The 22,842-nt window shown below is 61.5% G+C and carries 20 protein-coding genes and 1 tRNA gene; 12 read left to right on the top strand and 9 right to left on the bottom strand.

The annotated features are described in order from the left end of the window. Positions 1 to 260: 260 nt before the first annotated feature. Together rhaS and AC1Q6Z_RS30450 are read right to left on the bottom strand one after the other, a co-directional pair. The gene (gene rhaS, locus AC1Q6Z_RS30445) at positions 261 to 1,247 is read right to left on the bottom strand and encodes a rhamnose ABC transporter substrate-binding protein (RefSeq protein WP_439615016.1); all 987 of its coding nucleotides are present in this window, start codon (positions 1,245 to 1,247) and stop codon (positions 261 to 263) included. 36 nt (positions 1,248 to 1,283) lie between these two features. After that, entirely contained in the window at positions 1,284 to 2,096 is an 813-nt protein-coding gene (locus AC1Q6Z_RS30450) for a DeoR/GlpR family DNA-binding transcription regulator (RefSeq protein ID WP_256120770.1), read from the bottom strand. A gap of 200 nt (positions 2,097 to 2,296) precedes the next feature. Here AC1Q6Z_RS30450 and AC1Q6Z_RS30455 point away from each other — a divergent pair, with 200 nt between their 5' ends. From AC1Q6Z_RS30455 to AC1Q6Z_RS30465, 3 genes are all read left to right on the top strand, one after another. Continuing rightward, entirely contained in the window at positions 2,297 to 4,390 is a 2,094-nt protein-coding gene (locus AC1Q6Z_RS30455) for a bifunctional rhamnulose-1-phosphate aldolase/short-chain dehydrogenase (protein ID WP_492650152.1), read from the top strand. A gap of 12 nt (positions 4,391 to 4,402) precedes the next feature. Next, positions 4,403 to 5,692, top strand: coding sequence for an L-rhamnose catabolism isomerase (rhaI, locus tag AC1Q6Z_RS30460; RefSeq protein ID WP_492650153.1), 1,290 nt, complete (start codon positions 4,403 to 4,405; stop codon positions 5,690 to 5,692). Between the two features lie 94 nt (positions 5,693 to 5,786). Continuing rightward, positions 5,787 to 6,041: a GlsB/YeaQ/YmgE family stress response membrane protein gene (locus tag AC1Q6Z_RS30465; RefSeq protein ID WP_256120773.1), complete on the top strand. Its 255-nt coding sequence runs from the start codon at positions 5,787 to 5,789 to the stop codon at positions 6,039 to 6,041. Between the two features lie 55 nt (positions 6,042 to 6,096). Here AC1Q6Z_RS30465 and AC1Q6Z_RS30470 read toward each other — a convergent pair whose 3' ends face one another. Together AC1Q6Z_RS30470 and AC1Q6Z_RS30475 are read right to left on the bottom strand one after the other, a co-directional pair. Continuing rightward, positions 6,097 to 7,128 carry a hydroxyacid dehydrogenase gene (locus AC1Q6Z_RS30470; RefSeq protein ID WP_256117793.1) on the bottom strand — a complete coding sequence of 344 codons (1,032 nt, stop codon included), beginning with the start codon at positions 7,126 to 7,128 and terminating at the stop codon, positions 6,097 to 6,099. Between the two features lie 29 nt (positions 7,129 to 7,157). Then, positions 7,158 to 7,436: a hypothetical protein gene (locus AC1Q6Z_RS30475; protein ID WP_439615012.1), complete on the bottom strand. Its 279-nt coding sequence runs from the start codon at positions 7,434 to 7,436 to the stop codon at positions 7,158 to 7,160. A gap of 110 nt (positions 7,437 to 7,546) precedes the next feature. On the opposite strand from AC1Q6Z_RS30475, the gene AC1Q6Z_RS30480 reads away from it, so the two are divergent. From AC1Q6Z_RS30480 to AC1Q6Z_RS30490, 3 genes are read left to right on the top strand one after another with little or no spacing between them, the layout of a single operon-like run. Beyond that, the gene (locus AC1Q6Z_RS30480) at positions 7,547 to 8,173 is read left to right on the top strand and encodes a ribonuclease D (protein WP_492650154.1); all 627 of its coding nucleotides are present in this window, start codon (positions 7,547 to 7,549) and stop codon (positions 8,171 to 8,173) included. Positions 8,174 to 8,181: 8 nt separating this feature from the next. Continuing rightward, complete coding sequence (locus AC1Q6Z_RS30485) at positions 8,182 to 9,048, top strand: DUF817 domain-containing protein (protein ID WP_492650155.1); 867 nt, start codon at positions 8,182 to 8,184, stop codon at positions 9,046 to 9,048. A gap of 50 nt (positions 9,049 to 9,098) precedes the next feature. Further along, positions 9,099 to 10,325: a hypothetical protein gene (locus AC1Q6Z_RS30490; protein WP_492650156.1), complete on the top strand. Its 1,227-nt coding sequence runs from the start codon at positions 9,099 to 9,101 to the stop codon at positions 10,323 to 10,325. Positions 10,326 to 10,328: 3 nt separating this feature from the next. Here the strand turns inward: AC1Q6Z_RS30490 and AC1Q6Z_RS30495 are convergent, their stop codons facing one another. Together AC1Q6Z_RS30495 and AC1Q6Z_RS30500 are read right to left on the bottom strand one after the other, a co-directional pair. Further along, positions 10,329 to 10,664 (bottom strand): DUF6665 family protein, encoded by a 336-nt coding sequence (locus AC1Q6Z_RS30495; protein ID WP_256117800.1) that lies wholly within the window; start codon positions 10,662 to 10,664, stop codon positions 10,329 to 10,331. A 58-nt stretch (positions 10,665 to 10,722) separates the two neighbouring features. Then, on the bottom strand, positions 10,723 to 12,105 hold the full coding sequence (locus AC1Q6Z_RS30500) for a nicotinate phosphoribosyltransferase (protein WP_492650157.1): 1,383 nt from the start codon (positions 12,103 to 12,105) through the stop codon (positions 10,723 to 10,725). Between the two features lie 410 nt (positions 12,106 to 12,515). Between AC1Q6Z_RS30500 and AC1Q6Z_RS30505 the strand changes: the two genes are divergently transcribed. After that, positions 12,516 to 14,090 carry a hypothetical protein gene (locus tag AC1Q6Z_RS30505; RefSeq protein WP_492650158.1) on the top strand — a complete coding sequence of 525 codons (1,575 nt, stop codon included), beginning with the start codon at positions 12,516 to 12,518 and terminating at the stop codon, positions 14,088 to 14,090. A gap of 59 nt (positions 14,091 to 14,149) precedes the next feature. Here AC1Q6Z_RS30505 and rpsA read toward each other — a convergent pair whose 3' ends face one another. From rpsA to aroA, 3 genes are all read right to left on the bottom strand, one after another. After that, positions 14,150 to 15,856, bottom strand: a complete 1,707-nt coding sequence (gene rpsA / locus AC1Q6Z_RS30510; RefSeq protein ID WP_256117804.1) for a 30S ribosomal protein S1 — start codon at positions 15,854 to 15,856, stop codon at positions 14,150 to 14,152. A gap of 115 nt (positions 15,857 to 15,971) precedes the next feature. Then, a complete protein-coding gene (gene cmk, locus AC1Q6Z_RS30515; RefSeq protein ID WP_256117805.1) occupies positions 15,972 to 16,601 on the bottom strand; it encodes a (d)CMP kinase in 630 nt (209 codons plus the stop codon). A gap of 116 nt (positions 16,602 to 16,717) precedes the next feature. After that, complete coding sequence (gene aroA, locus AC1Q6Z_RS30520; protein WP_492650159.1) at positions 16,718 to 18,073, bottom strand: 3-phosphoshikimate 1-carboxyvinyltransferase; 1,356 nt, start codon at positions 18,071 to 18,073, stop codon at positions 16,718 to 16,720. 258 nt (positions 18,074 to 18,331) lie between these two features. Here aroA and AC1Q6Z_RS30525 point away from each other — a divergent pair, with 258 nt between their 5' ends. From AC1Q6Z_RS30525 to AC1Q6Z_RS30545, 5 genes are all read left to right on the top strand, one after another. Then, complete coding sequence (locus tag AC1Q6Z_RS30525; RefSeq protein ID WP_256117808.1) at positions 18,332 to 18,718, top strand: TIGR02300 family protein; 387 nt, start codon at positions 18,332 to 18,334, stop codon at positions 18,716 to 18,718. A gap of 146 nt (positions 18,719 to 18,864) precedes the next feature. Then, positions 18,865 to 18,940: transfer RNA gene (locus tag AC1Q6Z_RS30530), tRNA-Ala, on the top strand. A gap of 93 nt (positions 18,941 to 19,033) precedes the next feature. Further along, positions 19,034 to 20,911, top strand: coding sequence for a tyrosine-type recombinase/integrase (locus AC1Q6Z_RS30535; protein WP_492650160.1), 1,878 nt, complete (start codon positions 19,034 to 19,036; stop codon positions 20,909 to 20,911). A 64-nt stretch (positions 20,912 to 20,975) separates the two neighbouring features. Further along, positions 20,976 to 22,208, top strand: coding sequence for an AAA family ATPase (locus AC1Q6Z_RS30540; protein ID WP_492650161.1), 1,233 nt, complete (start codon positions 20,976 to 20,978; stop codon positions 22,206 to 22,208). Further along, entirely contained in the window at positions 22,201 to 22,833 is a 633-nt protein-coding gene (locus AC1Q6Z_RS30545; protein ID WP_492650162.1) for an HNH endonuclease, read from the top strand. The genes AC1Q6Z_RS30540 and AC1Q6Z_RS30545 overlap by 8 nt, the downstream gene beginning before the upstream one ends. Positions 22,834 to 22,842 lie beyond the last annotated feature (9 nt).

A 22,842-nucleotide genomic window follows, 5' to 3' on the forward strand; every position in this document is an offset into this window, starting at 1 on the left:
TGGCCGGCCTTGCTGCCGCGCTTGATCAGATCGACACCACCACAGCCCGGGCAATCCATCACCTGCCTCCACGCAAAATCACCCCCATAGCAGAATCTCAAAAGCGTTCCGTGTAAACACTCCCCCCTCAAGGGGGGAGATCGACAAGAGGCAAGAACCCTGCTCCATCAGCAGCGTCGGAGATGGGCGAGGCGATGCCCCATCCGATCTCCCCCCTTGAGGGGGAGATGCCCGGCAGGGCAGAGGGGGGTTACGCCAGATCAGAAGATCTTGGCGAACTCTTCGACGTTCTTGGCATCGTAGATGAACGGATCGGCCATGGCGCCTTCGTTCTTGTCGTCGAGCTTGACGGTGCCCATGCGGCCCATTTTCAGTTCCGCGCCGGGCTTGGCTTCCGCGCCGCCGATCAGGTCATAGGCGATCATGGTGGCGGAATAACCGAGGTCGATCGGGTTCCAGATCGCGAAGGACTTGGAGGCGCCCGACTTCACATGGCCGGCCATTTCGGAGGGAAGTCCGAGGCCCGTGACGTTGATCTGGCCGATCTTGCCGGCGTCGGTGACGGCCTGGGCGGCGGCGACGATGCCGACGGAGGTCGGCGCGATGATCGCCTTCAGGTTCGGATGCGACTGAATCAAGCCCTGCGTCTCGCGATACGACTTGTCGGCAAGGTCATCGCCATAGACGGTGGCGACCACGTTGATGCCCTTGTAGTTGGGCAGCACCTTGGTCATTTCCTCGATCCAGACGTTCTGGTTTGTCGAGGTGGCGGTTGCCGACAGCACCGCGACGTCACCGCCCTCCGGCAGGTTATCGGCGGCGAGCTTGATGATCATGTTGCCGATCAGCGGGTTCGACGACGGGTTCAGGTGCATCGAGCGACCTTCGGGTGCGACGCCCGAATCCCAAGAGATGACCTTGATGCCGCGGTCCATGGCCTTCTTGAGGGCCGGTACGAGCGCATTGGTGTCGTTCGCCGAAACGGCAATAGCATCGACCTTCTGGGCGATCAGCGAGTTGATCACCTCGATCTGGCCTTCGGCGGTCGTCGTCGTCGGGCCGGTATAGATGACCTCGACGTCGCCGAGTTCCTTGGCGGCTTCCTGCGCGCCCTTGTTGGCGGCCTCGAAGAAGCCGATGCCGAGCGCCTTGACGACGAGGGCGATCTTCTTGGTTTCCGCCTGCGCGGTGGCCATCATCGCGACCGAGACGGCCGCGGTCACAAGCAATGTCTTCAGAATTTTCACGACTGTTTCCTCCCAGTGAAAATCAACCCGCCGGCGTCATGCCGACGACGGTGCATTCTGCGTTTTGGCGTCGGTCTGAACGTTTGCGACGATCAGGTTGACGCCGGCCTCCTCCAGCATCGCGGCATCCCTGTCCTCGATGCCCGAATCCGTGATGACGGTTGCGATGCGCTTCAGCCCGCAGAGAATGAGGCTGGAGCGCTTCTTGAACTTGGTGGAATCGACCAGAACGATGAGTTCGTCGGCCTGGTCGATGAGCTTCTGTTCCGCCTGGATGAGCAGCGGATCGGCCTCCATCAGGCCGAGCGGCCCGAGGCCCTGCGCCCCCATGAACATGCGGCGCGCATAGAAATTGCGCGTCACGTCATTGTCGAAGGGGCTGAGCACGATGTTCTGCTCGCGGTAGATGGTGCCGCCGGAGAGCATGATCGTGTTCTTCGAGTGCTTCAGCAGGTGTTCGGCGATGTTGAACGAGTTGGTGAAGACCTGCATGCGGCGGTTGGTCAAAAAGTGCACCATCTGGAACGTCGTCGTGCCGCCGTTGATGATGATCGGGTCGCCGTCCTCGCAGAGCCCGACCGCCTCCTTGGCGATCGCCTGCTTCTGGCGGGTGTTCAGCGTCTCGTTCACCGTGAAGGGCCGGCCGGCGAGGCCGACGAATTGCGGCGGATGCAGCGCCTCGGCGCCGCCGCGCACCCGGCGCAGCTTCTTCTGCACGTGCAGGGCTGCGATATCGCGGCGGATCGTCGCTTCGGAACTGTCGGTCAGGTCCACCAGTTCGGGCACGGTGACGACCGGCTTTTCCTGAACGGCGGACAGAATGATCCGATGTCTTTCCTTCTCGTGCATGGTTCCTCCAGTGCTGGCAATGCTTCCATCAGGAATGCGCAATGTCAATCACGATCAATCATATTTTTTCATTGTGCAGCGCAATATGACTGTTTTTGATCGTTTATGATTGACATCCGCGAAGTTTCCGTGAGATTTGAAAGCATGCCTTCAAGCGCGGCGATAGCCTTGCGCATACGAAACACCGGGAGGAAATGCCGATGCTGGAGAAGAACCAGGGCGCACGCCTTGCAACCCTGTGGGATGACGCAAAGGCGTCGACGATGAGCGAGCCCGAGCGGCTGCTTTATCGCTCCAACCTGCTCGGCTCCGACAAGCGCATTACCAATTACGGCGGCGGCAACACCTCGGCAAAGGTCATCGAGAAGGATCCGCTCGGCGCGGGCGAGGTGGAGGTTCTCTGGGTCAAGGGCTCGGGCGGCGATGTCGGCACGATCAAGATGGACGGCTTTGCCACGCTTTACATGGACAAGCTGACTGCGCTGAAGGGGCTCTATCGCGGCCTGGAGCATGAGGATGAGATGGTGGGTTACCTCCCCCACTGCACCTTCAACCTCAACCCGCGCGCCGCCTCGATCGACACACCGCTGCATGCCTATGTGCCGAAGAAGCATGTCGATCACATGCATCCGGACGCGATCATCGCGATTGCCGCCGCAAAGAACAGCCGCGAGCTGACGCAGCAGATTTTCGGCGACGATATCGGCTGGCTTCCCTGGAAGCGGCCAGGCTTTGAACTGGGCCTATGGCTCGAAAAGTTCTGCCTGGAAAACCCGACGGCGCGCGGCCTCGTGCTGGAAAGCCATGGGCTCTTCACCTGGGGCGATACGGCCAAGGAATGCTACGAGGTCACCATCGAGATCATCAACAAGGCGATCGGCTGGTTCGAAGAAAACAACACGGCGCCGGCCTTCGGTGGTGCGGTGAAGCCGGTGCTGGCCGCTGCCGAGCGCCGCGCGGTTGCAGAAAAGCTGATGCCGATCATCCGCGGCATGATCAGCGAGGACGAGAAGAAGGTCGGCCATTTCGACGATGGCGAGGCCGTGCTGGACTTCGTGACATCCAAGAATCTTGCGCCACTTGCGGCTCTCGGTACGAGCTGCCCCGACCATTTCCTGCGCACGAAAATCCGGCCGCTGGTGGTGGATTTCGATCCGGCCAATCCGGATATCGACAAGACGCTCGCCGGCCTCGCCGATGCCGTCGCCGCCTACCGTGCCGATTACGCCGCCTATTACGAGCGCTGCAAGCGGGACAACAGCCCGGCCATACGCGATCCGAATGCGGTGGTCTATCTGGTGCCGGGTGTTGGCATGATCACCTTTGCCAAGGACAAGGCGACGGCGCGGATTTCCGGCGAATTCTATGTCAATGCCATCAATGTCATGCGCGGCGCCTCTGGTGTGTCGGACTATGTCGGCCTGCCGGAGCAGGAAGCGTTCGACATCGAATATTGGCTGCTGGAAGAGGCAAAACTCCAGCGCATGCCGAAGCCGAAGAGCCTCGCTGGCCGCATCGCGCTCGTCACCGGCGGGGCCGGCGGCATCGGCAAGGCGACCGCCAACCGGCTGATGGCGGAGGGCGCCTGCGTGGTGCTGGCCGATATCGACGAGACGGCGCTTGCCGCCGCGCAAAACGAGCTTGCCGGCCGCTACGGCAAGGATGTCGTTCGCTCAGTGGCCATGAACGTCACCGACGAGGCGCTCGTGGCGAAGAGCTTTGCCGATACGCTGGTCGAGTTCGGCGGCCTCGACATTCTCGTCTCCAATGCCGGCCTCGCCTCCTCCGCCGTCATCGAGGAGACGACGCTGGAGCTGTGGAACAAGAATATCAGCATTCTCGCCACCGGTTATTTCCTCGTTTCGCGCGAAGCCTTCCGCATCTTCCGCCGGCAGAAGGCGGGCGGCAACGTGGTCTTCGTCGCCTCCAAGAACGGCCTTGCCGCCTCCCCCGGCGCCTCGGCCTATTGCACGGCGAAGGCCGCCGAAATCCATCTTGCCCGTTGCCTCGCGCTGGAAGGTGCCTCCGAGCAGATCCGCGTCAACGTGGTGAACCCGGACGCCGTGCTGCGCGGCTCGAAAATCTGGACCGGGGAGTGGAAGGAACAGCGCGCGGCGACCTACAAGACGGATGACCTGGAGGCGCATTATCGCGAGCGCTCCATGCTGAAAATGTCGGTCTATCCGGAGGATATCGCCGAGGCGATCTATTTCCTCGCCTCCGACATGTCGGCGAAATCGACCGGCAATATCGTCAATGTCGACGCGGGCAATGCCCAGTCCTTCACGCGCTGAGGAGATCGACCGATGACGATGATTTCCCAGGACGTGGTTTCGCGCGAGAACGACAGGCGTCTTGCCGATCTAAAGAGCGACTATCAGCATCTCGGCGCGCAGCTAACCCGTCGCGGCGTCGATATCGATGCGCTGAAGCGCAAGGTCGCGGCCTATGCGGTCGCGGTTCCCTCCTGGGGCGTCGGCACCGGTGGCACGCGTTTTGCGCGTTTTCCCGGCGAGGGCGAGCCGCGCAACATCTTCGACAAGCTGGAGGATTGCGCGGTCATCCAGGAACTGACCCGCGCGACGCCCACGGTCTCCCTACACATTCCGTGGGACAAGGTGACGGACCTCAAGGAATTGAAGGAACGGGGCAATGCGCTCGGCCTCGGCTTCGACGCGATGAACTCCAACACCTTTTCCGATGCGCCGCAGCAGGAGCATTCCTACAAGTTCGGTTCGCTCTCCCACGCCAATGCCGCGACGCGCCAGCAGGCCGTCGAGCACAATCTGGAATGCATCGCCATCGGCAATGCACTCGGCTCGAAGGCGCTGACGGTGTGGATCGGTGACGGCACGAACTTTCCGGGGCAGGCGAATTTCACGAAAAGCTTCGAGCGCTATCTCGATGCGATGAAGGCCATCTACAAGGAGCTGCCGGAGGATTGGCGGCTCTTTACCGAGCACAAGATGTACGAGCCGGCCTTCTATTCGACGGTGGTGCAGGACTGGGGCAGCAACTACCTGATCGCCCAGGAACTCGGCCCCAAGGCCTATTGCCTCGTCGATCTCGGCCACCATGCGCCGAACGTCAATATCGAGATGATCGTCGCCCGGCTCATCCAGTTCAAGAAACTCGGCGGCTTCCATTTCAACGATTCGAAATATGGCGACGACGATCTCGATACCGGCTCGATCGATCCCTACCGGCTCTTCCTCGTCTTCAATGAGCTGGTCGATGCGGAGGTTCGAAAGGCCGAGGGCTTTGCGCCGGCGCATATGCTCGACCAGAGCCACAACGTGACGGACCCGATCGAAAGCCTGATGCGCAGCGCCATGGAAGTCTGCCGTGCCTATGCGCAGGGGCTGATCGTCGATCGCGCGGCGCTCCTCGGCTATCAGGACGGCAATGACGCGCTGATGGCCTCCGAGACGCTGAAGGCCGGCTTTCGCACCGATGTCGAGCCGATCCTGGCCATGGCGCGGCTGGAGTCCGGCGGCGCGATCGATCCGGTCGCGACCTACCGGGCGGCGGGTTACCGGGCGAAGGTCACCGGCGAGCGGCCGGCGGTGGCGAGTGGGGGCGGCGGCATCGTCTGAGCGGCTGAAGAGAAGTTTTCAAAGCCCCTTGCTTTCCGGAAAACGGCTGCCAGATTGGGCAGTGACAGAATGATGCTGTCAAAGGGAGCATTCCATGGGCATTGAAAGCATTCTTATTTTTCTCCTCATCGGCGCCATTGCGGGCTGGCTTGCGGGCCTGATCGTCTCGGGCTTCGGCTATGGCCTCATCGGCAATATCGTCGTCGGCATCGTCGGCGCCTTCATCGCCGGTTTCCTGTTTCCCCGGCTCGGCTTCTCCATCGGCGGCGGTATCCTCGCCGCGATCATCAACGCCACGATCGGCGCGGTGATCCTGCTCGTGCTCATCAAGGTTCTCAAGCGCGCCTGACCAAGGCGCAAGAATCCAAAAGGCCGTGGCGGGAAACCACCACGGCCTTTTCGTTTCAGTTGACGCTTACCGGCTTGGAGCGCATGCGCGATACCGTCTCGCGCTCGGCGCGCTTGCAGCGCATCGGCGGCAGGCCGCGATCCATCAGCGCCATATCCTCCAGCACCATGTCGCCCATCTTCTTGAAGGCGCTGTCGAGCGCGCCGGCGCGGTGCGCCGAGCGCACGAAACCGGCAAGCGTTCGCACAGGATGATCGAGCGGCAGTGGTTCCTCCGGATAGACATCGCTTGCCGCAACGATATGGCCGGATGCGACGGCCGCCATCAGCGCCGGGAAATCGACCACGTCGGCGCGGCTGAGCAGGATGAAACCCGCGCCCTTGCGCATCGAGGCGAAGGCCTCGGCCCCGAGGAACCCCTTGTTCTCGCTCGTCACCGAGGCGACGACGAAGACGAAATCGCTCATCGCCAGCACTTCGGAAAGCGACGCCGGCTCGACGCCCGCTTCGCGCAGCATCGATGGCGGCAGCCAGGGGTCGAAGACGCGGATTTTCGCGCGGAAGCCGGAAAGCACGCGGTTCAGCGCCCGGCCGAGATCGCCGAAGCCGACGATGCCGATTTCGGAGCCGGAAAGGAGGCGGGCGGACTGGTTGCCCTCGCCGCCCCAGAGCTCTTTGCCCTCGCGGAAGGCGACGTCCGCATCGATCACCCCGCGCGCAAGGTTCAAGGCCATGGCAAGGCCGAGTTCCGCGACCGGCTCGGCAAAGACCTGTCCCGTCGTCACGACGTGGATGCCGCGCGAAAACAGGATTTCGTAGGGCATGTTGTTGAGGAGATTGCTCTCGACATTGAGAATGGCGCGCAGTTTCGGCATGCGCGCCAGCGTCTCGGCGGAGAGCGGTGGCTGGCCGAGGATGTAGCGCGCCTCGCCGAGCACATCGTCGGAAAGCCCGCCGATGTTTTCCGGATCGGCCTCGACGATGTGGTAGGTCCTGCGCAGTTCGGCCTCGGCCTCCCGCGTGAAGATCAAGTCCAGCGAGCGCGGCTCGGGCGCGCTGATCACCAGCGGCAGGGGGGCATCGGTCATGGCTGCTCCGGAGAATGGATGGGGGAATGTTACCAGTCGAGGCCGCGCAGGTTGCGCTCGCGCGACAGCGGCATGCCGCTGCCCGTCGTGGTCACGCCGCTGCGCGTGCAGTCATAGACCGTGCGGCCCCAATGCTGCTGCGTGCTGTTTTCCGGCGGCGGAATGTAGCGCGGCGTGCAGTCCACCCGCTCCTCGGCTTCATGCTCCTGCGTCGTCACGACACCGGGCAGGTCATGAAAAACCTGCGCCTGCGCGGCGGCCGGGGCAAACAGGAGGGTCAGGGCGACAAGGGCCAATCGTATCTTCATCGTCTCTTCCGGCCGGCGGCCGGTCCTTCGTCTTCCACAAAGAAGTACCGCGAGCCGGAAACATGCGCTATAGGCCTCACGATAATCGTGCAGCTTAGATGGGGTTTTTCATGGTAAGTGCAATCCGCTATCACGAAGGCGACATTTCCGCGGCGGATGCGGCCCGCTATACCGGCGCCATCGCCATCGACACCGAGACGCTCGGCCTCATCCCGCGGCGCGACCGGCTCTGCGTGGTGCAGCTTTCGCCGGGCGACGGCACGGCGGATGTCATCCGCATCGCCGCCGGCCAGAAGGAGGCGCCGAACCTGACGGCCATGCTGGAAGACCCGGCCCGCCAGAAGATTTTCCACTACGGCCGCTTCGATATCGCCGTGCTGTTCCACACCTTCGGTGTCACCACCACGCCGGTGTTCTGCACCAAGATCGCCTCGCGGCTGACGCGCACCTATACCGACCGGCATGGCCTGAAGGACAATCTCAAGGAAATGCTCGAGGTCGACATTTCCAAGCACCAGCAGTCCTCCGACTGGGCGGCCGAAACGCTGTCGCCCGCGCAGCTCGAATATGCCGCCTCCGACGTGCTGCACCTGCATGCGCTGCGCGACAAGCTGAATGCGCGCCTCGTGCGCGACGGCCGGCTGGCCCATGCGGAAGCCTGTTTCGCCTTCCTGCCGACCCGCGCCAAGCTCGACCTCATCGGCTGGGAAGAGACCGACATTTTCGCGCATAGCTGAGCCTTTTCGTGCAGGAGCAGCACCAGACCGGGCCGACGCTGGAGCCGCTGCGCCGCGCTATCCGCGGCCGGCTGGCGGCGTTGCCGTCGGGCCTTGCAGAATTCGTGCTGTTCGGGCTGAAGCAGGCCTGGGCCTGCCTGTTCGGCGGGCTGATGCTCGGGCTGATCATCCTGACGAAACTCGTCTGGCAGCCGGACTGGCCGATCCATCGCTACGACGCGCTGTTCGTGATGGCGCTCGCCATCCAGGTCACCTTCCTCAAGCTGAAAATGGAGAGCTTCGAGGAGGCGAAGGTCATCCTGATCTATCACCTCGTCGGCACGGCGATGGAGATCTTCAAGGTCCATATGGGCTCGTGGGTCTATCCCGAGGAGGCGCTCATCCGCATCGGCGGCGTGCCGCTGTTTTCCGGCTTCATGTACGCCTCGGTCGGCAGCTACATGGCGCGCGCCATCCGCATCTTCGACATGCGCTTCACCCACTTTCCGCCTTTCTGGGCGACGGCGCTCCTGGCGATTGCCATCTACGTCAATTTCTACATGCACCATTTTTTCATCGACATCCGCATGGTGCTCTTTGCGGCGACGGTGCTGCTGTTCTGGCGGGTGCGCATCTACTATACGGTCGAGCAGAAACCGCGATGGATGCCGCTCGTGCTTGCGGCTTTCTTCACCAGCATATTTCTCTGGATCGCCGAAAACATCGGCACGGCAACGGGTGTCTGGCTCTATCCGGGGCAGAAGACCTGGCACATGGTGCCCTTCACCAAGCTCGGCTCGTGGTATCTGCTGCTCTATGTCAGCTTCGTGCTGGTGACGGTCGTCTGCCGGCCGCAGCCGCCGGATACCCCCGAAATCCGACGGGCACAGGCTTAACGTTCGGTTAATCGCCTGCGGACTATCCTCCGGCAAGACTGGAGGTTGCCATGTTGACACCCCTGCAAAGCGCGCAGTCCACCGCCGCCGTCTCGGCGATGCAGTCGATCGTCGAGACGATCGAGGATCGGCGCCGCGAGGAAGCGGAAAAGACCAGCGGACGCAAGACCGATGACGTCCTGCAGCCGGCGGCCCTGCGTTCGGATGACACCGCGCGGCAGGCGAATGCCCGCATCAACGAACATTTCTTCGGCAGCAACGGCCGCGGCGAGGATACGCTCGCCAAGCTGATCTCCCGCTTCAGCGACGCGCTCGGCGTGACGCAGCAGGAGGGCGAAACGTCCCGCGCCTTCGCGCAGCGCCTTTCCGACATGCTGACGCTCGTCGACGGCATCGCGCTGCCGGCGAAGGGCAGCACGCTCGGCGGGCTCGGCACGACGCTGACCGCCGTCAAGCAGGCGATGGCCGGCCCCTCGGACGACCAGACCGCCAACCTTGTCGCCCGCCTCGCCTTCGCCTCCGGCGTGGAGCAGGGCGAGGAGGAAGCGGACGCCGATTTCGAAAAACGCCTTTCCAACATGCTGACGCGCCTGCGCGGCGAATTGCCGACGGACGTGGCGACGCTGGAAAGCAAATCCGGCCTTTCCGACCTCGGCCTCAAGGCGACGGATCTCGTCGCGGCGATCCGCAGCCCCTATGGCGCGGAAGCGGAGCGCGTGAAGGAAGCGCTTGCCGAGAAGGCGCGCGACGAAAAGGCGCTGACGCCCGAGATGCGCAAGGTGCTCGCCCGTCTGGAAGACACGGCCGACCCGAAGACCATCGAGGAACTCAAGCTCGACCGCACGAAGCGCGACCCGACCCGCGTCGAGGATGCCGAGACCCGCGCCGAGCGCGAGGAAACGATCCGCTCGCTGGAAGCCGGCGAGAAGCTCGAAGACGTCCAGAAGCTGCAGGACGCCGTCGGCCGCGCCCATGAGGATGCGACGAAGGGCAAGACGGACGGCAAGGCAGCGGACGACCCGGCAAAAGCCGCAGTCGACACGATCCAGTTGCTCGCAGCCGGTGCCGCGGCGACGGCACTTGCCGAGAAGACGCCGGCGAAATCCGACAAGGCCGCGACCGACGTCAAGGACATCACGGCGGAAACCGTTCGTGATCTCGATGCCGCCAGCGTGCGCGAGCAGGAGGAACGGGAAGAGGCGAAGAAGGAAATCTTCACGCTGCGCGTCGACGACAACGGCATCTACGACCTCATCACCCGCCAGCTCGTGGCCTGACGATCAGGGCTTGCGCCGCACGATTCCGAGCCGGGCGATGACTTCCGGCGGAATGGCATAGCGGCGGACCGCATCCTTCTGGCTGCGCAGGCCGCACATTTCCCGCTGGATGAAGAAGGCCCAGACTTTGTCTGCCGCGTCGTTCAGGAGGTCCTCGCGTTCCAGCTCGGTGCAGCCGGCGGCGAGGCGCTCGGCGAGCAGCGCCAGTGCCTTCTCGACCTTCAGCCCGTGCCGGCCGAGCGCATCCGCCCGTTCCGACATCAGCTCGTATTCCAGGATGTTCAGCCCCGTGTCCTTGGTGAAGGAGGGGGCGAGCGCCTGCGGCGGGCGTACCGTCATCTCTCGTCTCCAGTCATCGAAGCCAAGATGGAGCGGCGGACGCCCGTCTGCAAGGGGATCAGGCGGCGCGGGCGCGTACCTCGTCGAAGGTCCAGCCGCGCAAAAGCTTGCCGTCACGCCAGACCGGCTGGAGCAGGTTTTCGCGGCCGACCAGCTGGTCGATGCGCGCGGCTTCCAAGCCGCCGACGCCCGTAACCACCGCCTGCCGACCGGCCTTCGAGGCTTTCAGGTTCATCGTCGCCGGGCGCTTGTAGACGTCGTGCCAGGCGCCGGCCGTATCCTGCCGGGCATTGGCCTTCATGGCGAAGGAATAGGTGTCGCGGTTGACCTTCTGCAACAGCCCCGCGCCCATGCCGAAGGCGATGTTTTCCGCGGAGAAGCCGAAGGCCTCCAGCCGGCCAAGGATCAGGCCGATATCGGCGGGTGAAATGCCGTCGCCCTGGATGACGCGCACGCTGTCGTCGAGCACCTTGTAGCCCTTGGCATTCAGGTGCGTGCCGAAGGCATAGGCGAGCTGGCGCACGACCTGCACCGGTGTCTCCACCGGATCGCCGCTGTCGGGCCGCACGACCAGCGTGCCACCCGCCGTCTGCACCCGCTCCTTCAACTGCTTGCCCCAGATTTCCGCGACGGCATTGTTGATGTCGTAGCTGTCGGAGACGACGGCATAGAGGCCCTTCGCCCCGAACTTGTCGATCATGTTGCCATAGGCTTCCGCCTCGTGTTCCTGGCCCCAGGAGGTCATGGTCGAGTGTTCGGAGGCCGGGATCGAGAAGCCGGCCATGTCGGCGCCGTAGTAGCGGCGGGCGAAGAGCACGGCGCTGACCGTATCCGTGCCCATGAAGTTGACGAGATGCGCCGCACCGCCGATGCCCGCCTGCTCGAAGCTCGTCGTGCCGCGTGCGCCAAAATCATGCAGGCGGAAGGGGAGGACGGCGGCCGGGTCGTCGCAGGTCTTTTCCAGGATCGGCTGGATGATCTGCTTCACCTTGCGCGAATTGGAGGCGACCGTGCTCGGATACCAGATGGCGCGCAGAAGCGAGGTCTCGATATAGGAGGTCAGCCAGTAGCAGGCAGGATCGGTGTTCACCACCTGCACGACCGGAACGCCGCGGCGCACCATGGTTCCCTCCGGCAGCGCCTCGATCAGGAGCGGCAGGAAACCGCCGTGCTTGTTGACGATATGCGCCCAGCCCTCGCGGTTGAATGGCAGGCCGTGCGCCGTCACGATGCCTTCGGCCTCCTCGATATCCCCGCGCGTGACCGGCTTCGACAGATAGTCCTTGAGGAACATCTGGAGGCCGAAGAACAGCACTTCCGGCTGCTCGGAATGGCCGCGTGCCTCGACATAGGAGGAAATCGCGCGCGTTTCCGGCGGATATTGCAGGTAGTGGCTGAACTTGTAGCTGTCGGTGTTGAGGATGGGATTGGTGAGGTTCATCGAGGGGGTCTCCGCCGCATCCGCGGCCCGCAAAACACCGGCGGCCAACAGTGCCGAGAAGATTTACGCGAGCTGAGCATAAGGGGCAAGGCCCGTTTCGCGCGACAATTCGGGATGAACAATGCTGCATGCGCGAAGCGTTTCTGCACGCGTTAGCAATTCGTTAACCATAAAATGCCAATTCTAATGGATAGGAAGTTGTTCGGAACATCGGGCTCACCCGTCCGGCACAGTTGCAGCGGTTCAGTGCTTCGCCGGGTTACCCGTCGCCTCCGCAGAAATGCCCGGTTCGTCCGGGCCGAAGATCATCACCTCGCAGCGTCGCGCATGATGCGCCATCCGACGAACGATGGAACATTGGCAGGCTTTGCGATGCGGATAGCATCGGCCGGGAAGGACAGGAGGCGGGCATGCTGCCACGAGTGGCACCTACGACCGGGGCACTACAGCCCTCCCTCGCCCTTCAGGCCGGCACCCCCGTCGAGGCCGCCGTCAAGCCGCAGCTTTCCGCCGCCGCCCTCGCCAATCTCCGCGCCGAGGTGCTGCTGCGCCTCATCGAGACCATGCTCAAGCACATGCCGCGCACGAGCGAGCCGAGCCCGAGCCGCGACCTGCTCGAGACGCTGCTTGCCGCGCTGAAGACCCTGCCCGGCCGGGAGGGCGAAGGCGGACGCAAGCTTGCCGACATCCTCGCCAAGCTGCCACCGGAACTTCGCCCCGCCGTGGAAAAGCTGATCGGCACCGTGCTCTCCGCCATGCCGACGCGCAGCCTCGTCGAGGTGGTGCGCAACCCGAACGGACCGGAAGCGCAAAAGCTCGCCATCCTGCTGACGGCAAGCCTCGATGCCGACGATCTTCCCACCGCCGGCGCGGAACGCCAGCAGAAGCCGCTCGGCCTCACCGCCCAGCAGCTCGCCGCCGTCGGCCGCCATGGCCCGCAGCAGACCGCGCAGGCGACGCAGATCGCCGGCGATGCCCGCGCCCTCCAGACCGTGCTGAAGCGCATCTTCGATCTCGACAGCGGCAGCAAGCCGCGGACCGTGAGCACGGCGCGCGCAGTGGAGACGGAGCTGGCCCGCCCCGCCGCCCTCGCCGGCTCGAACCGCCTGCCGGTTCAAGCGAATACCACGGTGCGGACGGAACTGCCCGTGCCGGCTCCCATCGCCAAGGTCGCCGACCGGCCGCCGGTGGAAGCAACCGAGGCCGTGACGCGCGACAACGTCGATACGGAAGAAACGCAGAAAGCGGCCCCGGCCGTGAAGCGGGACGAGATACCCGCCAAGGCGCAGACCGCCAATGCGGCCGGCCAGGCGCTCGCCCGTAGCGTGCTGCAGGCCGTGGCGCGCGACCTGCCGCAGGCACTCGTGATGCAGGCCGTCGCCCATCTCATCGAAAACCTCTCGCCGGAAGAGGCAAAATTCCTGCAAGCACTGCTGGAACAGCCCATCGATCCGCCAGCGGAGCATAGCCTCAATCCCCTCCGCACCGAACTGCCGGAACAGGTTGCAGAACAGGCAGTGCAGGCCGAAACGGTCGCCGATGGCGGCAAGGTGCGCGCCGAGACCGCACAATCGACCCCTGTCCTGCCGCGCCAGACGGCCGAGCTGGACGACGCCCTGCCGCTGCCGCAGGCCCGGGAAACCGTCCGGGCCGCCGTCGCAGCCGACACGACACCCGAGAGGCTGCTTGCAGCGACGGTCTTGCCGCGCGAGGGCGTGCCGCTTGCCTTCGTGCCCTACCTGCCGGCGGAAGAGGACCTTGAATGGTTCGAAACCCGCGACACGGAGAAGGACGAAGAGCAGGCGGGGGGTGAAGGCGAAGGGGACGGCGAGGATGCCGACCCCGATGCCTCGGGCGACGAACCGGAAGAGGTCACCCCGGAAACCACCGACATGGTGCGCCGGCGCGAGAAGACGGCGGAGATGGTCGGCGTCATCGAGCCGGGCCTCGTCTTCTACCAAAAACTCGGCGACTACTGGACCTGAACGAAAAAGCCCGCGGAGATCGCTCTCCGCGGGCTTCTTATTTTTCAAGCAAGCAAGGCTTACTCGGCGTTGTTGCGGTTCTTCAGAGCCGCGCCGAGGATGTCGCCGAGCGACGCGCCAGAGTCCGACGAACCGAACTGTGCGACGGCTTCCTTCTCTTCGGCGATTTCGAGCGCCTTGATCGAAAGCTGGATCTTGCGATCCTTCTTCGAGAAGTTCAGCACGCGGGCGTCGACGGTCTGGCCGACCGAGAAACGCTCCGGACGCTGTTCGTCACGGTCACGCGACAGATCGTTGCGGCGGATGAACGAGGTGAGGTCTTCGTGGTTGACGAGACGCACTTCGATGCCGCCATCGTTGATCGCGATGACTTCAGCCGAAACGACGGCGTTCTTGCGCAGGTCGCCAGACGCAGCGGCGTCGCCGACCGAGTCCTTGCCGAGCTGCTTGATGCCGAGCGAGATGCGCTCCTTGTCGACGTCCACATCCAGAACGACAGCCTTGACGACGTCGCCCTTGTTGAACTCCTCGATGACCTGCTCGCCCGGACGGTTCCAGTCGAGGTCGGAGAGGTGCACCATGCCGTCCACGTCGCCGTCGAGGCCGATGAACAGGCCGAATTCGGTCTTGTTCTTGACTTCGCCTTCGACTTCCGTGCCAGCCGGGTGGCTGTGCGCGAAGGCCTGCCACGGGTTCTCGAGGGTCTGCTTGAGACCGAGCGAGATGCGGCGCTTCGTCGGGTCGACTTCGAGAACGACCACGTCGACTTCCTGGCTAGTGGACAGGATCTTGCCGGGGTGAACGTTCTTCTTGGTCCAGGACATTTCGGAGATGTGGATCAGGCCTTCGATGCCCGGCTCCAGCTCGACGAACGCACCGTAGTCGGTGATGTTCGTAACCGTACCGGAAATCTTCTTGCCGGTCGGGTACTTGGTGCCGATGCCATCCCACGGATCCGACTCGAGCTGCTTCATGCCGAGCGAGATGCGGTGGGTTTCCTGGTTGATGCGGATGATCTGAACCTTGACCTGCTGGCCGATGGACAGGATTTCCGACGGATGGTTGACGCGGCGCCAGGCCATGTCGGTGACGTGCAGCAGGCCGTCGATGCCGCCGAGGTCAACGAACGCACCGTAATCGGTGATGTTCTTGACGACGCCGTCAACAACCTGGCCTTCTTCGAGGTTCTGAACGATCTCAGAACGCTGCTCGGCGCGCGATTCTTCGAGAACCGTGCGGCGCGAAACGACGATGTTGCCGCGACGCTTGTCCATCTTGAGGATTTCGAAGGGCTGCGGATTGTGCATGAGCGGCGTGACGTCGCGGATCGGACGGATGTCGACCTGCGAACGCGGCAGGAAGGCAACGGCGCCGTCGAGATCGACGGTGAAGCCACCCTTGACCTGGTTGAAGATGACGCCTTCGACGCGCTCGCCGGCTTCGAACTTGACTTCGAGCTTGGCCCAGCTCTCTTCGCGGCGAGCCTTTTCGCGCGAAAGAACAGCTTCGCCCAGCGCGTTTTCGATGCGCTCGACATAGACTTCGACTTCGTCGCCGACCTTCAGCGTGCCGTCCTTGGACTTGGCACCGAATTCCTTCAGCGGTACGCGACCTTCGACCTTGAGGCCGACGTCGACGATGGCGACGTCCTTCTCGATGGCCGTAACGATGCCCTTGGCGACATAGCCTTCGGCCAGGTCGTTAGACGCAAAGGATTCCTGCAGAAGGGCTGCGAAATCTTCGCGCGTGGGGTTTGCTTGAGACATGAAAACTCCTGGTGTGCCACTCGGGCACGGGCGCCGGGGGTTAGCGTTGATGATAAACGGAGCTTTGTCCGCTGCCTCGTGAGGCAGCAAATCCGGCGCGGGGACAGGCTTCGTTCTAGTGCTTCAGAGCGGCGTCGATGATCGATTTAGCCGCCGAAAACGCCGCCTCTATACTCATTTCCGAGGTATCAAGCAAGTGCGCATCGTCGGCGGGGCGAAGCGGGCTGTCGGCACGGCCCATGTCGCGCTCGTCGCGGCGGCGGATATCGTCGAGGATCGTCTCGAAATCGGCCACCCCGCCGCCCGCCACGATCTCGTCCAGCCGGCGCGTCGCGCGCACTTCCGGCGAGGCCGTGACATAGAGTTTCACCGCCGCATCGGGGCACACCACCGTGCCGATATCGCGACCGTCGAGCACCGTGCCGGGCTCGCGCGCCGCAAAACCGCGCTGCGCCTCGACCAGCGCCCGGCGTACCGAGGGCATCACGGCGATTTTCGACGCCGCCTCACCGATGTCATGGGCGGACAGCACCGTGCGATCGAGCCCGCCGAGATCGAGATTGCGCGCCACACCGGCGGCCACCGCCTCGTCGTCGAGCGGCAGCCCGCGATCGATCAGCGCCTTCGCCGTCGCGCGGTAGGTCAGGCCCGTATCGAGATGATGAAAGCCATAGTCCTCCGCAATGCGGCGCGACAGCGTACCCTTGCCGGCAGCGGCGGGACCATCGATGGCAATCGTTTTCATAGAACACCCATGTGTCACATGTTTTTCATGAAGGGTGTTAGCGGAAGACGAGGGGCGATGCCAAGAGGCAAGACGCATGGCGTAAATTCATGAGCCGGCATCGCCATGCGCGAGCGTCAATCGTTCACCTCGATCTTCGCCCCAAGCCCCGCCATCAGATCCATGAACTCCGGGAAGCTCGTGGCGATCATCGTGGCGTCGTCCACGGTCACGGGATGTTCCGAAACGAGGCCCATGACGAGGAAGCTCATGGCGATGCGGTGGTCGAGATGGGTGGCGACGGCCGCACCCGCGGCATTGCCGAGACCCTTGCCATCCGGGCGACCGCGCACGACGAGCGAGGATTCGCCCTCGTCGCAATCCACGCCGTTAAGCTTGAGGCCGATCGCGACGGCCGAAAGCCGGTCGCTTTCCTTGACGCGCAGTTCTTCGAGGCCGTTCATCACGGTCGTGCCCTCGGCAAAGGCAGCGGCGACGGCGAGCACCGGATATTCGTCGATCATCGACGGCGCGCGGTCTTCCGGCACTGTCACGCCCTTGAGCTCGGAGGAGCGCACGCGCAGGTCCGCCACGTCTTCGCCGCCGGCAAGGCGCGCATTCAACACTTCAATATTGGCGCCCATTTCCTGCAAGGTGAGGATCAGGCCGGTACGGGTCGGGTTCATCAGCACGTTGAGGATCGTGATGTCCGAGCCCGGCACGAGGAGCGCCGCCACCAGCGGAAAAGCTGTAGAGGACGGATCACCCGGCACGTCGATGACCTGGCCGGTGAGCTTGCCGCGACCTTCAAGCCGGATCGTGCGCACGCCGTCCGCATCCGTCTCGACGGAGAGGTTGGCGCCGAAACCCTGCAGCATCTTTTCGGTGTGGTCGCGCGTCATGATCGGTTCGATGACCGTCGTGATGCCGGGCGTGTTGAGGCCGGCGAGCAGCACGGCGGACTTCACCTGGGCGGAGGCCATCGGCACGCGGTAGGTGATCGGCGTCGGGGTCTTCGGGCCATGCAGCGTCACGGGCAGGCGGTCGCCGTCGACAGACGTCACCTGCACACCCATTTCGCGCAGCGGATTGAGCACGCGGCCCATCGGGCGCTTGGTGAGCGAGGCATCGCCGATGAAGGTGGACGAGAAATCGTAGACGCCAACGAGGCCCATGGTCAGGCGGCAGCCGGTGCCGGCATTGCCGAAATCGAGCGGCGCTTCAGGCGCCAGCAGCGCGCCATTGCCGAGGCCGTTGATGATCCACGTGTCGCCATCCTTGCGGATCTTGGCGCCCATGGCCTGCATGGCCTTGCCGGTGTTGATGACGTCCTCGCCTTCGAGCAGGCCGGTGATGCGCGTCTCGCCGCTGGCAAGGCCGCCGAACATGAAGGAGCGGTGGGAAATCGACTTGTCGCCGGGGATGCGGACGGTCCCGGAAAGGCCTGAGGATTTGCGGGCGGTTGCGGGCCGGCTGCTTGCGCCGTGCGACATGGGCGTCTTCCTTATATACATCCACCGCTCCCCGGAGAGGATCGCCCGGGGAGAACGCGGGCTTGCTATCACAAACGATTTAAAGCGTCATCATCCCGCCGGAAAACATTCGTCCGGGATCGGCGGCCGTTTCCTCCCGAAGTTTGGCTTTGACAGGATTGCCCAAGACGACTATGGGGACCGGCTAATCATTCTACCGTTCAACGCGCCGGCAACCCGGCCCCGCCGGAAACATACGGCACAGAGAAGGCTTCGACTGTGGCAAAAGCGGAACTCGGAACCAAACGCATCGATCCGGAAACGGGCAGGAAGTTCTACGACCTGAACCGCGATCCGATCGTCTCCCCCTACACGGGCAAGTCCTACCCACTGTCCTATTTCGAGGAAACGGCGGCTGTCGCCGTCCTCGAAAAGGCTGAAGAAGAGGACGTCAACGAAGTCGATACGGAGAACACCGAAGTCGAACTCGTCTCGCTCGAGGATGCCGATGACGAAGCAGCGGCCGGCGACGACATCCCGGATCTGGGCGACGACGACGTCGAAATCGATGGCGACGAGGACGATACCTTCCTGGAGCAGGAAGAAGACGACGATGACGACATGACCGGCCTGATCGGCGTCACCGGCGACGAAGACGAAGTTTAAGCTTTTGATTTTCCGGCCGGTTTCAAAAAAACCGGCCGGATCTCATTTTTCGGCTTGCCATCTCCGATCACCGGAAGTAATAAGCCGCACACCGAACGGACACACCGCTTCGGTTCCCGGAAAACCGGCCATGCCGGACCCGTTATGGGGCTATAGCTCAGCTGGGAGAGCGCTTGCATGGCATGCAAGAGGTCAGCGGTTCGATCCCGCTTAGCTCCACCAAATTTTTACCAAGCCATTGAAAACTAAAAAGACCTTGGTTCCCAAGGCTTTGCGTTAACGCGACTGGTACATCTCGTGCTACATCTTGGGAGCATGAACGAGATGGCAAAACTAGACGACGGTTTCGTGCTGCGCGGCTCTGTCTGGCAGATACGGAAGATCATTCCCGAAGAGCTTCGGCCCTATTTTGATGACCGAGACCCAGGCGACGACCGCAAGCCTCGCAAGGAATATAAAAAGTCTCTCCGATCCGGCGACCGCACCCAGGCAATGGAGCAGTTTCGAATCGAGTCGGTGATCTTCGATGAGAAGATACGCGCCGCCAGGTCGAAGCTTGCCGTGGCGACTGTCGATGAAATCCGCATCGAACCTGAGACAATTACACCTGATGAGCTGCGCCGATCGATCCTGCTGCAAGACCTACGGAACCGTGCAGAGTTGTTTGCGGCAGCGGAAAAGGATTTGGAGGGATTCTGGCGAGGTGAGCTGATCGCATTCCCGCCGACCGAAGTCACCAGCACATTCACCCGCAACAGCATCATGGGCGCTCTTCCAGATAAGAAAGCGTCCCTGAGTTCGCTCGACTGGGAGGGCCTGCTATCGTATTGCATCCGATACCGGAACAAGCTCGCCCTGATCGCCGTGAACCAGGCGATAATGCGTGGCGACGTCAACAGCATGCTATCGCTGGCGGGTGGGGACATCCTTGCAGCTCATGCCCTTTTGCTGACCAAGCGCGATACGCTGGAAGAATTGGCCAAGGAAGGCGTTAAGCCGCAAACCGACGCTCTACCCTTGCCCACCGCATCAACCACACCCACGCCGCTCCCTGCGCCAATGACGACCGTTGCTCCAGGCGGCGTTCCTCTGCTGTCTGACGCAGTGATCAGTTGGTATGAGGAGAAGGAGCGTACTAAGAGCTGGACGGACACGACTCGGAAGGCTCACCAAGTCGCGATGCGACATTTTATCGATGTCGCCGGGGATAGACCGATTAATGCCTACAACAAGGGCCATGGTCGCGCGTTCAAAGAGCTTCTGCTCCGTCTCCCATCGAACTTCCATAAGAAAGGTCCGTTCGCGAACCTGCCGCTTCAAAAGGTCGCCGAAAAAGCTGCCGCAATGAAGCACAAGGATTTGATGTCGACGGCGACCGTGAATGGCATCCTGAGAAAGGTATCGTCGTTCTTCACCTGGGCAATGGGTCACTATGACGAATGCCATCGGAACCCACTCGACAAGATGACAGACCGCATCACCGTCAGCGCTCGAAGTCAGCGCAACGCCTTCGACGTGACGCAGTTGAAGACCATATTCCACGCGCCGCTCTACAAGGGGTGCAAAAGCGAAAGCCGTCTTCACACAGCCGGTGACATCGTCCTTCGCGATCATGGACGGTTCTGGGTGCCTCTCCTGGGCTTGTTCACAGGGGCGCGGCTGGGTGAAATCGTCCAGCTTCACACTGCTGACGTCAAAGAGAAGAACGGCATCCATTACCTCGATCTATGCGAGACGGTCGGCGTTTCAGATCACCCCAAACGCCTGAAGACGGACAGCAGCAAGCGAGAAATCCCGCTTCACCCGAAACTGATCGAATTCGGCTTCCTCCACTTCGTAAACGCTAGACGAAAGGCACGCCATGTGCGGCTCTTCCAGGAGCTGGTGAATGAATCGGACGACATGCTCTCCAACAAGATGTCAAAACAATTTGGCTACTGGCTCGACCAGACTGGCATTGAAGCCGAGGGCGACGTGTTCCACAGTTTCCGCCACACATTCAAAGACGCCTGCCGCAACTCAGGTGTGCCAGAAGAGATGTCAAAATCCCTCATGGGCCATGAGCAGGAAGGCATGTCAGCCCGCTATGGCGATGGCTTCTATTTGAAGACGCTCGCTGCCGAGATGGAAAAGGTGAGCTATCCTGGATTAGACTTAACTCATCTTAAGTTTTCCAGGATTACGAACTCCTAGCGTACATTTCGTTTTATTTGGCGCGGAAATGATGGAATAAATCCTACCTCAAAGGGTAAACGCCATGACCGAATTTACATCGTTGAGTATTGATGGGTGGCGGCAGTTTGATTCCGTTCAACTCGACCTGTCAAAGCAGATCACCGTATTAACCGGCCAAAACGGGTGTGGCAAAACAACATTGTTGAATCTGCTCAACCGGCACTTCGGCTGGAGCTTGAATTTTATCTCCACGCCTCTGTCCAGCAAGCGCACAACCAGACGCATATGGTCTGACCTGTATCGTTCGAAAGAAGAAGATTCCGATATCGACGAGAATTCCAATCCCCAGGTTGAGATTGGAAAAATTGGATACGCTGACGGCAGTTATTGCCACCTGACGATCAACAGCCTGGTCGCTGCACAATATGACATGCAGTACAATGGAATGCAGACTGTCCTCGGCTTACACATTCCGTCTCATCGCCCCGTGGCGTCTTACACCAGCGTTCCAAACATACCAACGGACCCAAGAACCGCTACCCAAGAGTACCAGCAGTATCAGCAGCTATTGATACAATTTTATGGGGGGCAGAGAGCCGAAAATCCTGGAAAAATCCAAAAGCAGTCCCTGATTTCTTTCGCTGTTTTCGGTGAAGGGAATTCGTCGGTAACACCCAACCTGAAAATCATGCATCACTATCAGCAATTTCAGGAAGTCTTGCGAAATGTTCTACCAAAATCGATTGGGTTCAAGCGGATAGAGATCAGAATGCCTGAAGTTGTCCTGGTAACCGACTCAGGTGACTTTACGCTTGATGCAATGTCCGGCGGCGTGAATGCGATATTCAGCATTGCGTGGCAGATACATATGTTTGCCCAGGATCAAACGGAATTCGTTGTAACTATAGATGAGCCTGAAAATCATCTGCATCCAAGCATGCAGAGGACCTTATTGCCGAACCTAGCGAAGGCGTTTCCCAGTGCCAAGTTCATAATCTCCACCCATAGTCCGTTCGTCGTATCAAGTTTTCCAGATGCGAACATTTACGCCCTGGTGCGAAATGAGCGGTCTAGGGTGGAATCGGTGCTCCTGGATTTAATGGATGTATCAGGTACCCCTAACGAGGTGCTTCGCGAAATATTGGATGTCGGCTCGAACCTTCCGGTGTGGGTGGAGGACGCCGTAAGCAGCGTAATCGAGCAGACGGCTGACCTCCCCCCGGAAGAGAAAGCAAAAGCAATAATGGCGCAGCTGGAGCGGCTCGGAATTGCAAATGCAATTGCTGAGTATGGGAACAAGTCGCCGAATGCGTAACATAGCAAAACTACCTATCCCAGGTATCCTGGAGAACAACTGGGTCGACTGGACAAATCAGTATAAAGCAGACAAATCGAACAAAACAAAAAAATATAGATATCGTCATGCTGATATTAAATCAACTCTCGTTGAGGAAACTGGAAGTAAATGCATTTATTGCGAAAGCAAGATAGGGCACAATACTCCAGGGGACGTCGAACACAAGACGCCCTCAAGCGTTGATGTTGAGAAACACTTTCTTTGGGAAAATCTCACGATCGCATGCACAGAATGCAACCGAAGGAAACTGGCATACTTCGACGTCGACAAGCCTTTCCTTGACCCTTACGAAGGTGATGTAGAGGGACGCATAATGCACCTTGGGCCTGTCGTCGGGTGGCACCCAGGGGATGAAGCTGCCGAGATATCGGTCAGAACACTTGAACTGCATGACAACAGTCGAATGGAACTCATCAAGAGAAAAATCGAGGCAATCGATAATCTGAACAATCTAGTAGCGCGCTATCATAAAGTGGATGGAGTGATGAAAGATTTGATGCTGATTTCAATACAAAAACTGAAGGATACAAAGTCCGAATATTCCGGAATGATAAATACTGTTTGCGATCGGTACGGATTATAGTGCCGTCAC

The organism is Shinella sp. GW835-FHT14H05 (assembly GCF_058793575.1).

What these genes read in the sequence shown, in the direction of transcription:
- AC1Q6Z_RS30490 (WP_492650156.1), top strand. Translation starts at nt 9,099, where the DNA reads ATGTTGACACCCCTGCAAAGCGCGCAGTCCACCGCCGCCGTCTCGGCG.
- AC1Q6Z_RS30500 (WP_492650157.1), bottom strand. Translation starts at nt 12,105, where the DNA reads ATGAACCTCACCAATCCCATCCTCAACACCGACAGCTACAAGTTCAGC.
- AC1Q6Z_RS30475 (WP_439615012.1), bottom strand. Translation starts at nt 7,436, where the DNA reads ATGAAGATACGATTGGCCCTTGTCGCCCTGACCCTCCTGTTTGCCCCG.
- AC1Q6Z_RS30495 (WP_256117800.1), bottom strand. Translation starts at nt 10,664, where the DNA reads ATGACGGTACGCCCGCCGCAGGCGCTCGCCCCCTCCTTCACCAAGGAC.
- aroA (WP_492650159.1), bottom strand. Translation starts at nt 18,073, where the DNA reads ATGTCGCACGGCGCAAGCAGCCGGCCCGCAACCGCCCGCAAATCCTCA.
- AC1Q6Z_RS30455 (WP_492650152.1), top strand. Translation starts at nt 2,297, where the DNA reads ATGCTGGAGAAGAACCAGGGCGCACGCCTTGCAACCCTGTGGGATGAC.
- AC1Q6Z_RS30450 (WP_256120770.1), bottom strand. Translation starts at nt 2,096, where the DNA reads ATGCACGAGAAGGAAAGACATCGGATCATTCTGTCCGCCGTTCAGGAA.
- rpsA (WP_256117804.1), bottom strand. Translation starts at nt 15,856, where the DNA reads ATGTCTCAAGCAAACCCCACGCGCGAAGATTTCGCAGCCCTTCTGCAG.
- rhaI (WP_492650153.1), top strand. Translation starts at nt 4,403, where the DNA reads ATGACGATGATTTCCCAGGACGTGGTTTCGCGCGAGAACGACAGGCGT.
- AC1Q6Z_RS30480 (WP_492650154.1), top strand. Translation starts at nt 7,547, where the DNA reads ATGGTAAGTGCAATCCGCTATCACGAAGGCGACATTTCCGCGGCGGAT.
- AC1Q6Z_RS30545 (WP_492650162.1), top strand. Translation starts at nt 22,201, where the DNA reads ATGCGTAACATAGCAAAACTACCTATCCCAGGTATCCTGGAGAACAAC.
- cmk (WP_256117805.1), bottom strand. Translation starts at nt 16,601, where the DNA reads ATGAAAACGATTGCCATCGATGGTCCCGCCGCTGCCGGCAAGGGTACG.
- AC1Q6Z_RS30470 (WP_256117793.1), bottom strand. Translation starts at nt 7,128, where the DNA reads ATGACCGATGCCCCCCTGCCGCTGGTGATCAGCGCGCCCGAGCCGCGC.
- AC1Q6Z_RS30505 (WP_492650158.1), top strand. Translation starts at nt 12,516, where the DNA reads ATGCTGCCACGAGTGGCACCTACGACCGGGGCACTACAGCCCTCCCTC.
- AC1Q6Z_RS30465 (WP_256120773.1), top strand. Translation starts at nt 5,787, where the DNA reads ATGGGCATTGAAAGCATTCTTATTTTTCTCCTCATCGGCGCCATTGCG.
- AC1Q6Z_RS30540 (WP_492650161.1), top strand. Translation starts at nt 20,976, where the DNA reads ATGACCGAATTTACATCGTTGAGTATTGATGGGTGGCGGCAGTTTGAT.
- AC1Q6Z_RS30535 (WP_492650160.1), top strand. Translation starts at nt 19,034, where the DNA reads ATGAACGAGATGGCAAAACTAGACGACGGTTTCGTGCTGCGCGGCTCT.